17 protein-coding genes are annotated in these 18,871 nt (G+C 64.1%); all 17 read left to right on the plus strand.

The window, feature by feature from the left end; genetic code table 11:
- The first annotated feature begins 49 nt into the window (after positions 1-49).
- The 17 genes from DFO58_RS02720 to DFO58_RS02800 all read left to right on the plus strand — a co-directional run bounded on the left by DFO58_RS02720 (position 50) and on the right by DFO58_RS02800 (position 18,765).
- Positions 50-433, plus strand: a complete 384-nt coding sequence (locus DFO58_RS02720; protein WP_047119496.1) for a DUF3040 domain-containing protein — start codon at positions 50-52, stop codon at positions 431-433.
- A gap of 492 nt (positions 434-925) precedes the next feature.
- Positions 926-1,339 carry a division/cell wall cluster transcriptional repressor MraZ gene (gene mraZ / locus DFO58_RS02725; protein ID WP_047119495.1) on the plus strand — a complete coding sequence of 138 codons (414 nt, stop codon included), beginning with the start codon at positions 926-928 and terminating at the stop codon, positions 1,337-1,339.
- Positions 1,340-1,510: 171 nt separating this feature from the next.
- Positions 1,511-2,503 carry a 16S rRNA (cytosine(1402)-N(4))-methyltransferase RsmH gene (gene rsmH, locus DFO58_RS02730; RefSeq protein ID WP_053798401.1) on the plus strand — a complete coding sequence of 331 codons (993 nt, stop codon included), beginning with the start codon at positions 1,511-1,513 and terminating at the stop codon, positions 2,501-2,503.
- A gap of 142 nt (positions 2,504-2,645) precedes the next feature.
- On the plus strand, positions 2,646-3,266 hold the full coding sequence (locus tag DFO58_RS02735) for a hypothetical protein (protein WP_147407176.1): 621 nt from the start codon (positions 2,646-2,648) through the stop codon (positions 3,264-3,266).
- Between the two features lie 77 nt (positions 3,267-3,343).
- Entirely contained in the window at positions 3,344-5,158 is a 1,815-nt protein-coding gene (locus DFO58_RS02740) for a penicillin-binding protein 2 (protein ID WP_047119493.1), read from the plus strand.
- Entirely contained in the window at positions 5,152-6,744 is a 1,593-nt protein-coding gene (locus DFO58_RS02745) for a UDP-N-acetylmuramoyl-L-alanyl-D-glutamate--2,6-diaminopimelate ligase (RefSeq protein ID WP_120989231.1), read from the plus strand. Before DFO58_RS02740 ends, DFO58_RS02745 begins: the two co-directional genes overlap by 7 nt.
- Before the next feature lie 50 nt (positions 6,745-6,794).
- Complete coding sequence (gene murF, locus DFO58_RS02750; protein ID WP_047119491.1) at positions 6,795-8,252, plus strand: UDP-N-acetylmuramoyl-tripeptide--D-alanyl-D-alanine ligase; 1,458 nt, start codon at positions 6,795-6,797, stop codon at positions 8,250-8,252.
- On the plus strand, positions 8,249-9,352 hold the full coding sequence (gene mraY, locus DFO58_RS02755; RefSeq protein ID WP_120989232.1) for a phospho-N-acetylmuramoyl-pentapeptide-transferase: 1,104 nt from the start codon (positions 8,249-8,251) through the stop codon (positions 9,350-9,352). The genes murF and mraY overlap by 4 nt, the downstream gene beginning before the upstream one ends.
- Complete coding sequence (gene murD, locus DFO58_RS02760) at positions 9,334-10,890, plus strand: UDP-N-acetylmuramoyl-L-alanine--D-glutamate ligase (protein ID WP_120989233.1); 1,557 nt, start codon at positions 9,334-9,336, stop codon at positions 10,888-10,890. Before mraY ends, murD begins: the two co-directional genes overlap by 19 nt.
- 55 nt (positions 10,891-10,945) lie before the next feature.
- Positions 10,946-12,232, plus strand: a complete 1,287-nt coding sequence (ftsW, locus tag DFO58_RS02765; protein WP_244910801.1) for a putative lipid II flippase FtsW — start codon at positions 10,946-10,948, stop codon at positions 12,230-12,232.
- 105 nt (positions 12,233-12,337) lie between these two features.
- Positions 12,338-13,459 (plus strand): undecaprenyldiphospho-muramoylpentapeptide beta-N-acetylglucosaminyltransferase, encoded by a 1,122-nt coding sequence (gene murG, locus DFO58_RS02770; protein ID WP_120989234.1) that lies wholly within the window; start codon positions 12,338-12,340, stop codon positions 13,457-13,459.
- Positions 13,460-13,462: 3 nt separating this feature from the next.
- On the plus strand, positions 13,463-14,860 hold the full coding sequence (gene murC, locus DFO58_RS02775; RefSeq protein WP_120989235.1) for a UDP-N-acetylmuramate--L-alanine ligase: 1,398 nt from the start codon (positions 13,463-13,465) through the stop codon (positions 14,858-14,860).
- 32 nt (positions 14,861-14,892) lie between these two features.
- Positions 14,893-15,627: an FtsQ-type POTRA domain-containing protein gene (locus tag DFO58_RS02780; protein WP_047119485.1), complete on the plus strand. Its 735-nt coding sequence runs from the start codon at positions 14,893-14,895 to the stop codon at positions 15,625-15,627.
- 217 nt (positions 15,628-15,844) lie between these two features.
- On the plus strand, positions 15,845-17,026 hold the full coding sequence (ftsZ, locus tag DFO58_RS02785; protein WP_113606458.1) for a cell division protein FtsZ: 1,182 nt from the start codon (positions 15,845-15,847) through the stop codon (positions 17,024-17,026).
- Between the two features lie 20 nt (positions 17,027-17,046).
- Positions 17,047-17,766: a polyphenol oxidase family protein gene (locus tag DFO58_RS02790; RefSeq protein WP_120989236.1), complete on the plus strand. Its 720-nt coding sequence runs from the start codon at positions 17,047-17,049 to the stop codon at positions 17,764-17,766.
- A gap of 126 nt (positions 17,767-17,892) precedes the next feature.
- Positions 17,893-18,444, plus strand: coding sequence for a cell division protein SepF (gene sepF, locus DFO58_RS02795; protein ID WP_047119482.1), 552 nt, complete (start codon positions 17,893-17,895; stop codon positions 18,442-18,444).
- Positions 18,445-18,468: 24 nt separating this feature from the next.
- Positions 18,469-18,765 (plus strand): YggT family protein, encoded by a 297-nt coding sequence (locus tag DFO58_RS02800; RefSeq protein ID WP_047119481.1) that lies wholly within the window; start codon positions 18,469-18,471, stop codon positions 18,763-18,765.
- Positions 18,766-18,871 lie beyond the last annotated feature (106 nt).

Raw genomic sequence — 18,871 nt, forward strand, 5'->3', positions numbered from 1 at the left:
ACCTGTAGACGGTGCATGATCGTCTGAAAGTCATTGGAAGGAGAAGGCGATGCCGCTATCGGAACACGAGCAGCGTCTGTTGGAGCAGTTGGAAAAGCAGCTGCACGAAGACCGTCGCTTTGCCTCCAACATGAAAGCCCCATCAAGCACGGGGCGGCTTTCAACCCGCAACATCGCGCTGGGTATCCTCTTGGTCATTCTCGGGCTGGCCGGTTTGATTTTCGGTATCTCCCAGCAGATCATCGTTGTTGGTGTCATCGGATTCGCGGTGATGTTCGGTGGAGTCATGTTGGCGTTGAAGAAGTCGGCAGCAGGAAAAATCGGCCAGGGCGCCAAGCCCCGCGCAGGATCCAATGCCAAGAACAATTCTCAGTTCATGAGTGGACTCGAAGAAAAGTGGAACCAGCGCAAGCGGGACCAGTCTGACGGCTAGAGCTGATCGCATTTAGAGGTGTAACCCGAGGGTTGCACCTCTTTGTTTTTTAAATTGTCTTTTGGGCCATTCCACAAGCCGTGCGGCATGATGGCGCTTTGGGCGGCCGGAAGGTCCCGCGCGGTGCCTCGCCGCCGACATGGCCGGGATTGCGATTCTCGGCAATTTCCTAGGGAACCATTTCCGGTTGTCGAACCACCGACTCCACTTCCCTCCCCAAGCCCCTCCACCTTCCACCACTGAGGGCCCAAATCCCGAAAACACGGGCATTTTCGCGCCTTATAGGGATTCTTCCGCACCTTTCGGTCCACAGGTGCCCCTGGAGCCTCCACTGCATTTTCTCCTTTAAACACGCGGAAATAAGCTATTTTTTATGTCTAAACCTTCGGCAAACCCAGGTAGGTGCGTTGACAGTGGAGGGTTGTGGAGTAAAGTGGAGTGCAGTAGAGGGAATCGGGGATTCTGACCACTTCGCGGAGAAAGGCGGTGTGCATGTTCCTTGGAACTTACACGCCGCGACTCGACGAAAAGGGGCGCCTGATTCTGCCTGCCAAATACCGTGACGAGTTAGCTTATGGGCTGGTCTTGACCCGGGGACAGGAACGCTGTATCTATGTCTTCAGCCAACGAGAGTTCGAGAAGCAACATGAGCAACTTGCTCAGGCTTCGCTGACGTCCCGCAAGGCCAGAGACTATGCCCGCGTGTTCCTTTCCGGTGCGTCTGATGAAGTTCCCGACAAGCAGGGGCGAGTCACAATCCCGCAGGTGCTTCGCACCTATGGCGGTCTCGACCGCGAGGTAACGGTGATTGGTGCGGGTAACCGCATCGAGATCTGGGATTCCGCAGCGTGGCAGCAGTACCTGCAGGAACAGGAAGAAGTGTTTTCCGAGACCGACGAGGATTAGTCGTCCGATCAGGGGCGGCCACTCAGGTCAACCAAGCAGCTGGGATGAGATCTCCAGCCACCTTGAAGGCGAAATCTTCTGGCTTCACTTCCCCGGAGCCAGAATGTCTCGCCGTCAACGGTTGGAGGGGGATCTGATCTCAGCACCGATTTGAACGCGAAAGGGGGCGCAGTGACGAATCAGGATTCCCAGCGACCAGCATCAGAACGACATGTTCCGGTACTTCTGGATCGTTGCGTCAATCTGCTGGCTCCGGGTATTGAACGAGCCAATGCAGAGGGACGTCGGGCAATCGTCGTCGACTGCACCCTGGGCATGGGCGGCCATTCGGAGGCCATCCTCCAGCGGTTCGAGAATCTCCACCTGATCGGCCTGGACCGCGACGAGCAAGCCCACGAGCTTGCCGGGGCCCGTCTGCGTCCCTTCGAGGACCGCATCGACCTCGTCCACGCGGTCTACGACGAGATCGCCGACGTTGTAGCCGATCTCGGTTTCCCCGGCGTCGACGGCGTGCTGTTCGACCTCGGCGTCTCCTCCCTCCAGCTAGATGAGCGTGAACGGGGGTTCGCCTACTCCTATGATGCTCCGCTGGACATGCGTATGGATACCTCGGCCCGACCTACCGCTGAAGATCTGGTCAACGACCTTGAACGCGAGGAACTGCTGCGGATCATCCGCCAATGGGGCGAAGAGAAATTCGCCGGCAGGATCTCCACTGCGATTGTCGAAGCCCGGGCCAAGGCACGGATCACCACCACCGCCCAGCTGGTGGACGTCATTCGATCCGTTGTTCCCGCCGCGGCGGCCCGCAACCACGGGCATCCGGCCAAGCGAACCTTCCAGGCACTGCGCATCGCCGTGAACGAAGAACTGGACGTCCTGGAGCGAGCCATCCCGGCCGCCATGGGCGCACTGAACATCGGAGGCCGAGTGGTGGTCATGAGCTACCACTCGCTGGAAGACAAGATCACCAAACGACACTTCGTCCAGGGATCGACCTCCTCGGCCCCTCCGGGATTCCCGGTTGAGCTGGAGGAACACAAAGCTGAGTTCAAGGTTCTCACCAAGGGAACCGAAAAGCCCAGCGAAGCTGAAATTGCAGAAAATTCACGTGCCGCCTCAGCCCGCCTGCGGGCCGTGGAACGAGTTCTGAAGAGGAGCTAGTATGAGCCAACGAGCCCAGCGCCGAGTGCAAAAGAACGCAGCCATGACTGCCCAACCAGTTGTTGACGGCAGTGCTGCCCGCGCCGTGCGCCCCGAGCCCGTTTCCGCTAGCGATCTCAAGTTTGCTGACACGCCTCAGCGCGTGACTCTTTCGTTGGTCCCACGGATCAACGAGACGAACAAGCGATCCATGGTCGTCACCTCGGTGGTCATGGTCATGTTATTCGTCGCGGTCATCGTGGCCCTGGTCCTGATGAACACCTCGGTGGCCCAGCGCCAGTACGACATCGTTTCCCTGCGCAATCAGGAACGCGCCCTCTCCCAGGAGAACCAGGCGTTGCTCAAGGACGCCCAGTCGCTCTCGGCACCGCAGGCACTGGCTCGCAAGGCTTCCGACCTCGGACTCGTCGCCCCGGGTGCGCCCGGACTGATTGACCTCTCTGAGGGAAAGATCACCCAGCCAGCTGAAGAAGCGGTCAAGGGCGACAAGAACGCGACGAATTACGACACTCTGCCGCTACCGGGCGAAAGCATCAACGGCAGCAAGAAGGCCAAGGCCGCTGAAGAGAAAGCGAAGTCCACGACGCCCGAAACCACGGTTGGCAAGCAGACTTCCGAAAAGCCTGAGAAGGCCGCGGCAGCAGAGACCAAGCCGGAGACGGTCGAACGCAAGGTCGGGGACGACGGACGCCCCGTATTCACCGAAGGCGAGCTCAACGGCGGCACGATTCCGGCGCCGACCATGAAATCCCCGACGGACTAAGGTTCGCTTCCTAAGCTTGAACACAGGGCGGCAAGTTGGCTGTCACCAATCCACGATGAAGGAAAGTTGGGTTCACCGTGAGTTCGACTGTCGCTGATACCGCGAAGAAACGCATGCGCTTCGTCTTGCTGCTGTCCATCCTGCTGCTGGTCATCATCGCCGGTCGACTCTTCTGGGTGCAGGGCATCAACCCCGCGGCGGCGGCCAAGGAAGCGGCCGATACGCGCAACCGCGTGGAGACCATCGCGCCCACCCGCGGATCCATCCTGGACAAGAACGGCAACGTCCTCGCCGTGTCGGTGGACCGCTACGACCTGGTTGTCGACCAGCGGGACCAGAAGGACACCATCCGGCGCAAGGCGCGCGACGGCTCCAACTCCCGCGAGCGGATTTCCTGGGAACAAGCAATCAAGGAACTGGCCGAGGTGCTCGACCAGGATGTCGACGAGCTGACCAAGGCCATCCGCCCGCAGGACGGCGCAAAGCCCAAGGGCTACGTCATGATCGCCAAGAGCGTCACCCCCGAGGTTCGCAACGAGGTCATGGAAATCGGCATTCCGCGACTGAACTCGGTGCTGCGCAGCGAACGCCAGTACCCGCAGGGCGTCATCGCCGGCCCGCTGCTGGGCTTCGTACGGAACTCCGAGGACCAGAAGGGCGTCGTCGGCGCCGAAGGCCTTGAACTGAGCCAGGAAGACCATCTCGCCGGCACCGCCGGCAAACGCAAGTTCGAGGTCAGCGCCGACGGCGTGCGCATCCCGACCACCGAACTGGAAGAGACCCCCGCAGTCAACGGCCAGGACGTGCTGCTGAGCATCGACAACGACATCCAGTACGTGGCCCAGCGCGCCGCGGAAGCCAAGCAGAAGCAGTTCAACGCCGAGTGGGCCACCGTCATCGTGCAGGAGGTCAAGACCGGCAAGCTGCTGGCCATCGGCGACTCGGCAGAGCTGGACCCCAACAACCCGGGCGCCACCGAACCTGAATTCCGCCGCTCGGTCTCCATCACCCGCGCCTTCGAGCCGGGCTCCACGGGCAAGGCGGCGATCTTCGCCGCGGCCATCGACCAGGGCAAGGTCAAGCCCCTGGACGAGTTCAAGGTCCCGAACAAGAAGACGTTCACCAAGGAGACCATCAACGACTCGCTGCCGCACGCCACCTACGACATGACGGCGGCTGGCATCTTCGCCCGCTCCTACAACACCGGCACGGTGATGGTGGGCAATCAGGTCAGCAAGCAGACCCGCTACGACTACATGCGTGCCTTCGGCCTGGGAACCCCGATCGACGTCGGACTGAACGGCGCTAGCGCCGGACAGCTGGCCGCCCCGGAAACCTGGGACCGCCGCCAGCAGTACACCACGATGTTCGGGCAGGGCTACTCGCAGACCGCCCTGCACACCGCATCCATCTTCCAGACGTTGGCCAACGGGGGCGTGCGCATCCAGCCCAGCCTGATCGACGGGTACCGCAACGAGGACGGCTCGATCTCCGAACCGGCCGAGCGCAAGGAAACCCGGGTTGTGAAGGAATCAACATCATCCGAGATGCTCAAACTCATGGAATCGGTCGTTGAGTCGGGAACCGGTACTAAAATGAAGATACCGGGCTACCGCGTTGGCGGTAAGTCCGGAACCGGCCAGGCCGCCAGCGCGAAGGGCTATGACGGTTACACGTACTCCTTCGCCGGCGTCGCCCCGCTGGACGACCCGCAGTACGTGGTCGTAGCCACGATGTACCGGCCGCAGGGCAATTGGCGCAACTTCACGGTGGCGGACACGTTCACCGAAGTGATGAGCCATACGTTGAATACGTACAACGTGCCACCGAGCACAAGCGATTCAGAGGCGTACGACGTCTTTGTAGGTGAGGAACAAAAGAAACCTTGGTAGTCCAGGAACCCGGCACGCCGCGCGCGCTGGAACGTCATTTGCGTCCGCAGTCAGTTGCGGAAACCAGCTTCGAGGAACTGTGCGCGGCGCTCGGCGCCGTGCGCGGTTCGCTGAACCCGGCGGCGAACCCCTTGGTTCGCGGGGTCAGCCTGAACCCGCAGGTGGTGCAGCCCGGGGATGTCTTCCTGGCGATCTCCGGCGCGCGCCGCCATGGGGCGGAGTTCGCCGCCACCGCGGTGGCCAACGGGGCACTTGCACTGATCACCGACGCCCAGGGCCTGGCCCATCTGCCGGCGGACTTCCAGCTGCCGGTGGCGACCGTGGAGAACGTGCGGGCCGTCGCCGCCGCCGCGGCCCAGCGCATCTACGGCACCGCCACCCGCTGCCCGCAGCTGTTCGGCGTGACCGGCACCAACGGCAAGACCACCACCACCTTCATGATCCGCTCCATCCTGGAGGCCTTGGGCACGGAGACCGGTCTGGTCGGCACCATCGAGATGTCCGCGCGCGGGCAGATCATTCCCAGCGTGCTCACCACCCCGGAATCCACCCAGCTGCACGGGGTGCTGGCCAGCATGGCCGAGCAGCAGGTCGACGCGGTGGCCATGGAGGTCTCCAGCCACTCGCTGAGCTACGGTCGGGTGGACGCCCTGTCCTTCGCGGTCGCCGGCTACACCAACCTCACCCAGGACCACCTGGACCTGCACGGGACCATGCAGGAGTACTTCGAGACCAAGGCCCAGCTGTTCACCCCCGAGCGAAGCCGACGCGCCGTGGTGATGGTCGACGACGCGTACGGCCAGCAGCTGGCCGACCGCGCGCTGGTCCCCACGGAATCGCTGAGCCTGGATGCCGGTCACCCGGGCGCCGACTGGCGTGTGGAGAACCTGGAGCACTCGGGCCTGGGCCACAGCTTCAACATCACCCACCGCGACGGACGCACCCTGAGCACCCGCACCGGGCTGCCTGGCATGTTCAACGTGGCCAACGCGGCGCTGGCGGCGCTGATGGTGCTGGCCAGCGGGGTGCCGCTTCACGCGCTGCAGCAGGCGCTGGACGCCAGCGACCCGCTGTCGGTCGCGGTGCCCGGACGCATGCAGGTGGTCGGCGAGTCGCCGGTGGCAGTGGTTGACTTCGCGCACAATTCGGACGCGCTGGCCAAGGCCCTGGACTCGGTGCGCCCGGGCCCCGGGGGACGGCGCATCATCGTCTTCGGTGCTACCGGCGACCGCGACACCACCAAGCGCCCGGACATGGGCGCGGTGGCGGTACGCCACGCGGATATCGTGATCGTCACCGACGACGACCCGCACGGGGAAGACCCGGCCCCGATCCGCGAGCAGGTGGCCGCCGGCGCCGCCCGCGCCATCGAGGCCGAACGCCCCGAGGTGCAGCTGCACAACATCGCGCCACGCGCCAAAGCCGTGGAGTTTGCTGTGAGTTTGGCGGGAGCCAACGACGCGATCCTCGTGGCAGGCCGCGGGCACGAAGTCAGCCAAGACGTCGCGGGAATGGACGTCGAACTTGACGATCGAGTGGAACTGGCCAATGCCCTGAAACTTCATGGTTTTGTGACCATTCCCTAGCACGCCCAAGTCCACCAACGTCATCGCCCGAGTGTAAAGTCCTTATTGCCATGATTGAACTGTCTTTGACCGACCTGCTGAGCATCACCGGAGGGAAAGCGACGAATACCGTCGCCCCCGGCACCGTGGTGACCTCGGCGACCACCGATTCCCGCGACGTCGTACCAGGCTCGCTTTTTGTCGCCAAGCCCGGAGAGTTCTCCGACGGCCACGCCTTCATCGACGCCGCGCTGTCCTCCGGGGCCGTACTGGCGCTGGCCGAGCGTGTCACGCTCGACGAGCAGCGCCGCGAGCACCCGGCGGTCATCGTCCCGGATGCCGTGGAAGCCATGGGCAAGATCGCGGCCCACATCGTCGCCTACCTGAAGCAGAAGAACGATGCGGTGGTTGTGGGCATCACCGGCTCGGCCGGCAAGACCACCACCAAGGACCTGCTGGCGGCAATCCTCTCCGAGGTCGCGCCGACCGTCTCGCCAATCGGCTCCTACAACGGCGAGGTCGGCGTGCCGCTGACCGTCTTCAATGCCACCGAGGACACCAAGTACTTCGTGATCGAGATGGGTGCCACCGGTATCGGTCACCTGACCTACCTGACCGACATGGTCCACCCGAAGATCGGCGTGGTGCTCTGCGTGGGCACCGCGCACGCCGGCGAATTCGGCGGCGTGGAGAACATCGAGAAGGCCAAGGGCGAGCTGGTCGAGGCGCTGGACGCCGACGGCATCGCCATCCTGAACGCCGAGGACCCGCGCGTGGCGCGCATGGCCTCGCGCTCCGGGGGAGCGGTCCGCTTCTTCGGCACCGGGAGCAAGCCGGTGGAGGGCGCCGGGGTCTGGGGCGCCGACGTGGAGGTCAACTCCCAGGGCCAGCCCGAAATGACCCTGCAGTTCCCCGACGGCTACTCCCAGCGCATCACCTCCGGCCTGCTCGGCCGCCACCACGTGGCGAACATCCTGGCAGCTGCCAACGCCGCCTACGCCCTGGACATCGATCCCGCGCTGATTGCCCGCGTGCTCAACGGTCGGAAGGCAGGAAGCCGCTGGCGCATGGAGCGCGTCGAGCGCGCCGACGGCGTGAGCATCATCAACGACGCCTACAACGCGAATCCCGAATCCATGCGCGCCGCACTGGTGACCCTGGCCGAGCTGGGCCTGCCCAGCGGCGAGACTCCGGGGCGGCGCACCTGGGCGGTGCTCGGTGAAATGCTGGAGCTGGGCGACGAGTCAATCCACCAGCACGACCTGCTGGGCCGCCTGGCGGTGCGGATGAACATCAAGAAGCTCGTGGTCGTCGGCCGCGGCGCGAAGGCGGCCTACAACTCCGCGGTGCTGGAAGGCAGCTGGGGCGACGAGGCGTTTTTCGTGGAGAACGTGGACGAAGCCCGCACCCTGCTGCAGGAGCAGCTGGAGCCGGGGGACATCGTCCTGTTCAAGTCCTCCAACGGCGCCGGCCTGCGCCATCTGGGTGATGACATCGCAGCATTCGTGAAGGAAGGCGAGAACGCATGATCGCATTAATCGTAGGAGCGGGCATCGCCCTGCTGCTGACCGTGGTGTTCATGCCGCTGTACATCAAGCTGCTCACGAAGAAGCAGTACGGACAGGTGGTCCGCGACGACGGGCCGATGTCCCACGCGGTGAAGTCCGGAACGCCCACCATGGGCGGCGTGGTCTTCGTGCTGGCGGTCTTCATCGCCTACTTCCTGACCCACGCCATCCTGGGCATGATGGGCCGGGTCAGCGCGGGCATCACGGCCAGCGGCCTGCTGGTGCTGCTGCTCTTCGGCGGCATGGGCCTGGTCGGCTTCCTGGACGACTTCATCAAGATCTTCAAGAAGCGTTCGCTGGGCCTGCGCGCCTGGCAGAAGATCGTGCTGCAGGCAGTGGTGGGCATCAGCTTCGCCGTGCTGGCGCTGCAGTTCCCCAATGACCAGGGGCTGACCCCTGGCTCCACCGCGATCTCCTTCCTGCGCGACACCAACATCGACTTGGCCTTCGCCGGACCGATGGTCGGCCTGATCCTGTTCGTCCTCTGGGCCAACTTCATCGTCACCGGCACCACCAACGGCGTGAACCTCACCGACGGCCTGGACGGCCTGGCCACCGGCGCCTCCATCATGGTCTTCGGCGCCTACACGCTGATGGGCATCTGGCAGCAGAACCAGGCCTGCAGCAACGCGAACGCGCTGGACGTGTGCTATTCGGTGCGCGACCCGCAGGACCTGGCCATGCTCGGCGCCATCCTCTCCGGCGCGCTGATCGGCTTCCTGTGGTTCAACGCCAAGCCGGCCAAGATCTTCATGGGCGACACCGGCTCGCTGGCCATCGGCGGCGCCGTCGCGGCCTTCGCGATCCTCTCCCGCACCCAGTTGCTGCTGGTCATCATCGCCGGCCTGTTCGTCATCATCTCGCTGTCCGTGATCATCCAGGTGGGCTACTTCAAGATCTCCGGCGGCAAGCGCGTGTTCAAGATGGCCCCGCTGCAGCACCACTTCGAGCTGTCGGGTTGGTCCGAGGAAAACGTCGTCATCCGCTTCTGGATCCTGGCAGGCCTGTTCGTGGCCGCAGGTCTGGGCATCTTCTACTCTGAATGGGTTGTCGCACTGTGAGCGCAAACGCCAATGCCGCACTGGCCGAACTGACAAGCTGGGATTCGAACTGGAAAGGCCTGCGCGTTCTCGTGGCGGGCCTGGGCCTGTCTGGCTTCTCCGCCGCCGACACGCTAATCGAGCTCGGAGCCGTCGTCACCGTCCTGGACGGCCGCGACGACGAGCTGAACCAGCAGCGCGGGGAAACCCTGATGATCGTCGGCGCGCACCAGGTGCTGCTGGGCGCCGAGCACGTCACGCACCTGCCGCAGGTGCAGGACCAGCAGCCGCAGCTGGTGCTCGCCTCGCCAGGCTGGAACCCGCGCCACCCGGTCATCGCCGAAGCCACCGAGGCAGGCATCCCGGTCTGGAGCGACATCGAGCTGGCTTGGCGCGTGCAGAACCGCGCGGGGCGCACGGCGCCGAAGTGGCTGGCCATCACCGGCACCAACGGCAAGACCACCACCGTGGGCATGACCGAAGCGATCCTGCAGGCCGCTGGCCTGAAGGCCATCGCCGTGGGCAACGTCGGCACCCCGATCCTGGACGCCGTGCGCGAGCCGGTGGACTACGACGTGTTCGCCGTGGAGCTGTCCAGCTTCCAGCTGCACTACACCCACAGCATTTCCCCGGTCGCTTCCGTGGTGCTGAACATCGCCGAGGACCACGTGGACTGGCATGATGGGTTCGAGAACTACAAGGCCGACAAGGCCAAGATCTACGAGCGCACGCAGATTGCCGCGATCTTCAACGTCGCCGACGAGGTCACCCTCGACATGGTGGAGAACGCAGAGGTCATCGAGGGCTGCCGCGCCATCGGCTTCACCACCAACACCCCGTCGGTGTCCATGGTCGGAGTGGTCGAGGACCTGCTGGTGGACCGCGCATTCATCGAGGACCGCCGCACCAATGCGGTGGAACTGATCGCGTTGAAGGACATCGGCGAGATCGTCCCGCGCCACACCGCTGCGAACGCAGCGGCCGCCGCCGCGCTGACCCGCGCCTTCGGCGTTCAGCCGGAAGCCGTGCACCGCGGCCTGAGCGGCTTCGACGCCGGCGCCCACCGAATCCAGGCTGTCGCCCGCCGCGACGACATCCTGTGGATCAACGACTCCAAGGCCACCAACCCGCACGCGGCCGACGCCTCCCTGGCGGCCTTCACCAAGGTCGTCTGGATTGCCGGCGGCCTGTCCAAGGGCGTGGACTACCACGAGCTGGTGGCCAAGCACGCGGCCCGGCTGCGCACCGTGCTGCTGATCGGCACCGACATCCAGGGGCTGCGCGAAGCGCTGGCCGAGCACGCGCCGAAGGTCGAGGTCATCGACATCACCGCCGCGGTGCACGATGAAACCGGCACCCTGCCCAGCGGCGCCCAGGTCATGGCCCGCGCCGTGCACACCGCAGGGAAACTTGCCCAGGCGGGGGACACGGTGCTGATGGCACCGGCCGCCGCGTCCATGGACCAGTTCAGTTCCTACGCCCAGCGTGGCAACGCCTTTATCAGCGCGGTCAGTGATCTGATGGATAGTGGTTCCACGGAACAGAATTCCGACGACTAGCAGCACGCAAGAGAACCCGGCCAGTGCCGGAAAGCAACAACAGACGGGGGCATTGGTGGTGACCAAGGAGCGCAAGCAGCCGCAGGGCGCCAAGGCCGAAACCGGGAAGACCGCCGCCTCCGGCAAGAAGCCCGGCCTGCGCCCGCAGGGCGGGATCTTCAGCGGAGTCGAGAAGGCCAGCGCACGCCTGGCCTCGACCGACTACTGGCTGGTGCTGGTGACCTCGATCTTCCTGTCGGTGTTCGGCGTCATCATGGTGCAGTCCTCCGCCTCCGTCGAAGCAATCGCGGCCGGACGCAACGGTTTCACCGTGGCCCTGTCCCAGGCGATGTTCGCAGGGGTCGGCATCGTCTGCATGCTGATCATGCAGTTCATCCACCCCTCCAAGCTCAAACGCCTCGCGTGGATCGCCGTGGGTGCCGCGATGGCGCTGCTGTTCCTGGTGGCGTTCACGCCGCTGGGACATGAAGTCCTCGGCAACCGCAACTGGATCAAGATCGGTGGATTCGGCCTGCAGCCCAGCGAATTCGCCAAGCTCGCCTTGGCGGTGTTCTCCGCCTTCATGCTCGAGAAGAAGCAGCACCTGCTGGGCGACATGAAGCACCTGATGATTCCGATCCTGGCACCGGTCGGCGCCATCATTCTTTTGCTTGTGGTGCTCGGCAAGGACGTGGGCACCGCCCTGGTGCTCATCATGATCCTGGCCACCGCGATGTTCCTGGGCGGCCTGCGCATGAAATGGCTGCTGGGCTTGGGCGCCGCAGGGTTCGCGCTGCTGACCGTCCTGGTCATGGCCTCGGCCAACCGCCGCGGACGCATCAAGGCATGGCTGGGCATCGACTGCGGCAGCGGAGACCAGTGCTACCAGTCGAACATGGGTATGCACGCCTTCGCCTCCGGCGGCTGGTTCGGCGTCGGCCCAGGCCAGTCCCGCATGAAATGGTCCTACGTACCCGAAGCGCAGAACGACTTCATCTTCTCCATCCTCGGTGAAGAGTTCGGCTTCATCGGCGTGATCTTCGTGCTCGCCTTGTTCGCCATCCTCGCCCTGGCCATGTACCGCATCGCCATGCGCGCCACCGACCTGTACACCCGCGTCCTCATGGGCTGCCTGATGTCCTGGATCATCGGCCAGACCTTCGTGAACCTGGGCACCGTTTCCGGCGTGCTGCCGGTCATCGGCGTGCCGCTGCCTTTCATTTCCTCCGGCGGTTCCGCGATGCTCGCGGTCATGCTTGCCATGGGCTTCGTGCTCTCCTCGGCCCGCCAGCAGAAGCAAGACCAAGTGGTCTCCGTCGTTCCTTCCACCAAGCCGGCGGCCAAACCCAAGCCCAAGCGCTGAGCCCACGGACCGGGCCCGGCACCCCCGCGGACGGTTCTCACCGAGCGCACCACAGAATTACCAACGGCACCCGCTGCCGACCAACCCAAGGAGTACACCAGCACCATGAGCGAACCGATTCGACTGGTAGTCGCCGGCGGCGGCACGGCCGGGCACATCTCGCCCATGCTGGCGATCGCCGACGCGGTGAAGGACGAAAACCCGGCCGCGCAGATCACCGCGCTGGGCTCGCCCGGGGGACTGGAAACCCGGCTGGTGCCGGAAGCCGGCTACCCGCTGGAACTGATTCCCAAGGCCCCGATGCCGCGCAGCATCAATCTCGACCTGCTGAAGTTCCCCTTCCGCTTCGCCAAGGCAGTGAACCAGGCCAAGGCGGTGCTGCGCCGGAGCAACGCGCAGGCGCTGCTGGGAGTTGGCGGCTACGTCTGCACCCCGGCCTACCTGGCCGCCAGGAAGCTCGGTGTCCCGATCTTCGTGCACGAAGCGAACTCGAAGGCCGGCATGGCCAACAAGCTCGGCGCCAAGCACGCTGCCGCCGTGGGTACCACCTTCGCCGGCACCGGGCTGCCCGGCGAGGAACAGGTCGGCATGCCCATGCGCTCCAACGTGGCCACCATGGACCGCGCCGCGCTGCGCGACGAGGCCCGGGCCCACTTCGGGCTGACCGACGACCGCCCGGTGCTGCTGGTCACCGGCGGCTCCTCGGGCGCGCTGAGCCTGAACAACGCCGTCGCCCAGTCCCTCCAGCAGCTGAACGCCGCCGGCATCCGCACCGTGCATATCACCGGCCGCGGCAAGCAGCTCACCGACGACTCCGGCGCGCTGCTGGCCCACGAGGGCTATACCCAGGTCGAATACGTTGACCGCATGGACTACGCCTACGCCGCGGCGGACCTGATGGTCTGCCGCTCGGGCGCCGGAACCGTCTGCGAACTCGAAGTGGCAGGCACCCCCTCGGTGCTGGTCCCGCTGCCGATCGGCAACGGCGAGCAGAAGCTCAACGCCCGCGAACTGGTCCAGGCCGGCGGCGCGCTGCTGGTCGAGGACAAGGACTTCTCCGCCGGCTACATCGCCGAGCATGTCATCCCATTGCTGGGCGATCGGCATAAACTGGAAGGGATGTCGCAGGCCGCCTCCTCACTGGGACGGCGCGACGCCGCGCAGATCATGGCACGGAAGATCATCACCGAAGTTTCATCCCGGGCACTGCCGGGACAGGAAGGCTAGAACATGTCGAAGCGAGCCGACGAGCTCAAGGCCGAATTGGGCAAGGTACACCTCATGGGTGTTGGCGGTGTCGGAGTCTCGGCCGTGGCCCGGCTCATGCTGGACTACGGGCTGAGCGTTTCGGGATCCGACGCCAAGGACCTGCCGGTGATGGACGGGTTGCGCGAACGCGGGGCCCGCGTTCATGTCGGCTATGCGCCGGAGAACCTGGGCGACGCGGACACCGTGGTGATCTCCTCGATCATCAAGCCGGGCAATCCCGAATACGACGAGGCAGTGCGCCGCGGACTGCGCATCCTGCACCGCTCCCAGGGGCTTGAAGCGACCATGCGCGGCCATGACCGCGTCGTGGCGATCGCCGGAACCCACGGCAAGACCACCACCACCTCGCTGACCGCCCACATGCTCAAGTCCGTCGGGGCCGTGCCGAGCTTCGCGGTGGGCGCCAACATCCCGAGCCTGGGCACCAACGCGGAACTGGGCAACGGAGGCTACTTCGTGGCCGAGGCCGACGAATCCGACGCATCGTTCCTGAACTACCGCCCGGACGTCATCATCGTGACCAACGTCGAGGCGGACCACCTTGATCACTACGGCACCGCCGAAGCAGTGCACCAGGCCTTCGTCGACTTCGCCCAGCTGCTGCCCGAGGACGGGCTGCTGATCTGCTGCGCCGACGATCCCGGCGCCAACGAGCTCGCGCACAAGATGCGCCAGAGCCGCAGCGACCTGCGGGTGCAGACCTACGGTTTCTCCGATCATGCAGACCGCCGGCTGAGCGATGCCCGCGCCCTGGACAACGGCCGCTTTGCCGCCACCATCGAATGGGGCAGCGGACAGGAGCACATCCTGAACCTCGCGGTGCCCGGCCAGCACAACCTGCTTAACGCCGCCGCGGCGCTCTCGGTGGGCATCGACGCCGGCGTGGACGTGGACGACGCGCTCGAAGCCCTGGCCGGCTTCACCGGCGCGGCCCGCCGCTTCGAGTTCAAGGGCGAAGCCGACGGTGTGCGGGTGTACGACGACTACGCCCACCATCCCACCGAAGTCACCGCCGCGCTGAAGGCCGGCCGCGTGATGGCGGGGGAGGGCAAGCTGCACGTGCTCTTCCAGCCGCACCTGTTCTCCCGCACCAAGGAGTTCTACCGCCAGTTCGCCAGCGCGCTCTCGCTCGCGGACACGGTGACCCTGCTGGAGATCTATCCCGCCCGCGAGGAGCCCATCGAGGGTGTCGCCAGCGAGCTGATCGCCGAACGCGTCGAAGTGCCGGCCCATGTGTTCGCGCCGGAGGCCGCGGTGGCCCATGTGGTGGAAAACGCCGAGCCCGGCGACGTGATCATGACCGTGGGAGCAGGAGACGTCACCTACCTCGGCGGCCGGCTGCTCGACGCTTTGTCCTGAGACCCGCTCGACGAACGCAACCCTAGGAACCAATGGACGAAAAAGCCAAGGTCGTTGAACTTCCGCCCAGCCCGGAGAAGAGGCGGCGCAAGATCATGCTCATCGGCGCAGCCGCCATCGTGGTGCTCAGCCTGGTCGTGGTCTTGGTGCTGAGTTTTTCCCCGGTGCTGGCAGCCAAGAAGATCGAGGTGACCGGGACCAAGCTGCTGAGCGAAAAGCAGCTGCTCGAGTCGCTGGCGCCCTTGGAAGGCACGCCGCTTCCGCGGATTTCCGAAGCCAAGGTCGAAGAGCTGCTCGGTGAGCAGCCGGCGATCGACAGCGTCGTGGTTCGGGCCCAGATGCCCAACACCCTGGTGGTGGAGATCCATGAGGAGGTTCCGGTGGCGATCCTGGTGGACGGCAAATCCAACTTCCTGGTGTCCGACACCGGCGCCAAGCTGAAGAAGCTCGGCGCCAAGGACAAAACCAAGTTGCCGAAGATCAAGGCCTCGGATGCCACCAAGGATCCAGAGCAGTTCAAGTTGCTGACCTCGATTCTCAGCGGGGTCGACGCCAAGGTGCTGGAGCAGGTTTCCACCGCTTCGTTGACCGAAGCGGGATTCATGGAACTTGCTTTGCCGCAGAAGCGTACACTGATTTGGGGCAACGGGGAGAAGGCGGCGTTGAAAAATCAGGTGACACAGATTTTCCTGAATAATTCAAAGGACAGCGCGGAGGCGAAGAAGACCATCGACGTCTCCAATCCGGAAAATCCGGTGACCTATTAAGTACGTCAGACTTGGGCGCGGGATGAACATTCTGAGCCAAAATTCTGGAAAGATAGGTTTGAAGTAGCGACACGCCTAGGCGGTCGTTGCACAAAGACCATACGACTCATAGCGTTCTTAATAACGATCGCTTGACAGAAACCTGACCTTCAGGCTAAGGGTGAAGGTTTCGGCATGGGTCGGATTCATGTAGCACATCTAACAAGGGAAGCGGGACGTGGCAGCTCCACAGAACTACCTCGCGGTCATTAAAGTCGTCGGTATCGGCGGTGGCGGTGTAAACGCAGTCAATCGTATGATCGAAGTCGGTTTGAAGGGCGTTGAATTTATCGCCATCAACACCGACGCTCAGGCACTGCTCATGAGCGACGCCGACGTCAAGTTGGATGTTGGACGTGAGCTGACTCGCGGTCTGGGTGCAGGCGCCAACCCTGAAGTTGGACGCCAGGCAGCCGAGGACCACGTCGAGGAGATCGAGGACGTCCTGCGCGGCGCCGACATGGTCTTCGTCACCGCAGGCGAAGGCGGCGGCACCGGTACCGGTGGCGCCCCTGTCGTTGCCCGCATCGCACGCTCCCTGGGCGCGCTGACCATTGGTGTGGTCACCCGCCCGTTCACCTTCGAAGGCCGCCGCCGTGCCAACTCGGCAGAGTCCGGCATCGAGGCGCTGCGCGACGAGGTCGACACCCTGATCGTCATCCCTAACGATCGTCTGCTGTCCATTTCGGACCGCAACGTGTCCGTTCTGGACGCATTCCGCCAGGCCGACCAGGTCCTGCTCTCCGGTGTCCAGGGCATCACCGACCTGATCACCACCTCGGGCTTGATCAACCTCGACTTCGCCGACGTGAAGTCCGTCATGCAGGGCGCTGGCTCCGCACTGATGGGCATCGGCTCGGCCCGCGGCGAGGACCGCGCGGTGAAGGCGGCCGAACTGGCCATCGCCTCGCCGCTGCTGGAAGCCTCCATCGACGGCGCGCACGGTGTGCTGCTGTCCATCCAGGGTGGTTCGGATCTCGGCCTGTTCGAGATCAACGAAGCCGCCCGCCTGGTCCAGGAAGTCGCCCACCCGGAAGCAAATATCATCTTCGGCGCCGTCATCGACGACGCACTGGGTGATGAAGCCCGCGTGACCGTGATCGCCGCCGGCTTCGACGAGCCGGACGTGACCAGCAAGCCGATGTCCGCACCGGCCGTGTCCAAGCCAGCCGTCAGCCGTGCAGCAGAGCCAGCTGCACCTGCCGCGCCTGCTGCTCCCGCCGTTGTCCCGCCGGCCGCCCCGGCACCTGCAGAGAAGCCTGCCGCAGAGCAGAACCCTTTCCAGGACCTGCCAGACGTTGTCGATTCGGACCTGAACGGCTCCAACGACGACCTCGACGTCCCGGACTTCCTGAAGTAAGAACAGCAGGAAGCTGAGCAGTGCTACATTTCGCGTCGAACCTCGATCCGAGCATCCAGCTGGCCTTCACGACGCAGGCCGAGGGAAACCTCGCCCTGCATGTGAATGACGATCCCCGCCTCGTGGCGGAGAATCGTACCAGGCTGGAGGACTCGATCGGGGTTCGACGTTTTTCCCTTAATTTCATGAACCAGATCCACTCCACGCTGATCCATGCGGTCGACGGTGCGCAACGCACCTCGTGGAGCGACCCGGAGGCGCCGACCTGCGATGCGCTGGTCGACCCCTCAGGGCTTGAACCGCTGGCGGTCATGGTCGCGGACTGCCTGCCGGTGCTTTTCGTGGGGCGCAATCCGGAATCCGGCGGCAGCCTCACGGCCGCTGCCCACGCCGGACGCCGCGGACTGCTGGACGGAATACTGTCCAAGACCGTACACCAGCTGCGTTCCCACGGCGCGGTGCAGATCGAGGCCGTCATCGGCCCTTCGATCTGCGGCAACTGCTACGAAGTGCCGCAGCAGATGGCCGAGGAATCCGAGCAGCTTCGTCCGGGAATCCGCACCCGGACTTCCTGGGGAACCGAGGCGCTGGATCTTCCGGCCTCCGCGGCCCGGGAGCTGGCGGAACTGGACGTCCAAGTCCAGCCCAGCGATCTCTGCACCTTGGAAGATGAACGATTTTTTTCATACCGCAGATCTACTGACTCGGGCCGACTTGCAGGACTTATTTGGCGCGAGTAACACCCGTGTGCGACACACCGGTGAGAAAATCTCGAATGAACATTGCTACCTGAATTCTGTGCGGTAGCGTCGAAGTAGCGGAATCATGCATGGGGTGCATGAACGGGACAAATTAGGAGAATTATCGTGGCTGACGGACTGCGCAAAGCAATGGTCTATCTCGGCTTGGCGGACGCCGTCGAGCACGAAGAGGCTGTGGTAGATAAGGCAGAACCGAAACCTCCGGTTCGCGTCGTCGAAGACCCTGCTCCGAAGCGTCCCGCCGAATCCCCGCGCCCGCAGCCAGTCGTTCGCGCGGCCGCTCCGCAACCAACAGCCACAGAACCGGATGCCGAATACCGTGCACCGGTAACCCCCATCAAGCGTGCCCCTTCAGTGAGGGATGAGGATTCCGAATTGCGTCAGATTACAACCGTGCACCCTCGTTCTTACAACGATGCCAAAATCATCGGTGAGAACTTCCGTGACGGCATTCCGGTGATTATGAACGTCACCGACATGGGTGAAACCGACGCCAAGCGTTTGGTGGACTTCTCCGCTGGCCTCGTCTTCGCGCTGCACGGATCGATTGAGCGAGTCACCAACAAGGTGTTCCTGCTCTCGCCGTCCACCGTCGAGGTGCTGGGCGAGGACCGCAAGCAGTCCGAAGCCCAGGCAACCTTCTTCAACCAGAGCTAAGACGCCAGGAGCGAGCGCACAAAAATGGTGTTCGGGATTATTTATCTCGCCTTAGCGATCCTGCAAATTCTGCTTCTGATGCGAATTGTGCTGGATATAACTGAAAACTTTGCCCGCCACTGGCGTCCCAAGGGCATCGCGCTGGTCGTAGCGTCGTTTGTCGTGTCGATCACCGATCCGCCGCTGCGGTGGCTCCGCGGGAAAATCAAACCCCTGGATCTCGGCGGAATCCGCCTTGACCTGTCCTTTTTGATTTTCTTCATCGTCGTCATGATCGCGAAGGTCATCGTCGGCAATCTGGGGGCGAGCACAGGTATCTGAGTAGGAGTTTCTCCTCCAGCTAGGGGATTGTAGGCATAGCGCCTACAAGGTAGATTCAAAGAAAAAGAGACTCGGGTGAAGACCCGATTTCGTATTTAGTGTCCAA

Source organism: Arthrobacter sp. AG1021, from assembly GCF_003633665.1.
GTDB lineage: Bacteria > Actinomycetota > Actinomycetes > Actinomycetales > Micrococcaceae > Glutamicibacter > Glutamicibacter soli.

Coding starts and splice junctions, on each gene's coding strand:
- murF (WP_047119491.1), top strand. CDS start 6,795: ATGATTGAACTGTCTTTGACCGACCTGCTGAGCATCACCGGAGGGAAA.
- murC (WP_120989235.1), top strand. CDS start 13,463: ATGTCGAAGCGAGCCGACGAGCTCAAGGCCGAATTGGGCAAGGTACAC.
- DFO58_RS02780 (WP_047119485.1), top strand. CDS start 14,893: ATGGACGAAAAAGCCAAGGTCGTTGAACTTCCGCCCAGCCCGGAGAAG.
- DFO58_RS02720 (WP_047119496.1), top strand. CDS start 50: ATGCCGCTATCGGAACACGAGCAGCGTCTGTTGGAGCAGTTGGAAAAG.
- murD (WP_120989233.1), top strand. CDS start 9,334: ATGGGTTGTCGCACTGTGAGCGCAAACGCCAATGCCGCACTGGCCGAA.
- mraY (WP_120989232.1), top strand. CDS start 8,249: ATGATCGCATTAATCGTAGGAGCGGGCATCGCCCTGCTGCTGACCGTG.
- murG (WP_120989234.1), top strand. CDS start 12,338: ATGAGCGAACCGATTCGACTGGTAGTCGCCGGCGGCGGCACGGCCGGG.
- mraZ (WP_047119495.1), top strand. CDS start 926: ATGTTCCTTGGAACTTACACGCCGCGACTCGACGAAAAGGGGCGCCTG.
- DFO58_RS02800 (WP_047119481.1), top strand. CDS start 18,469: ATGGTGTTCGGGATTATTTATCTCGCCTTAGCGATCCTGCAAATTCTG.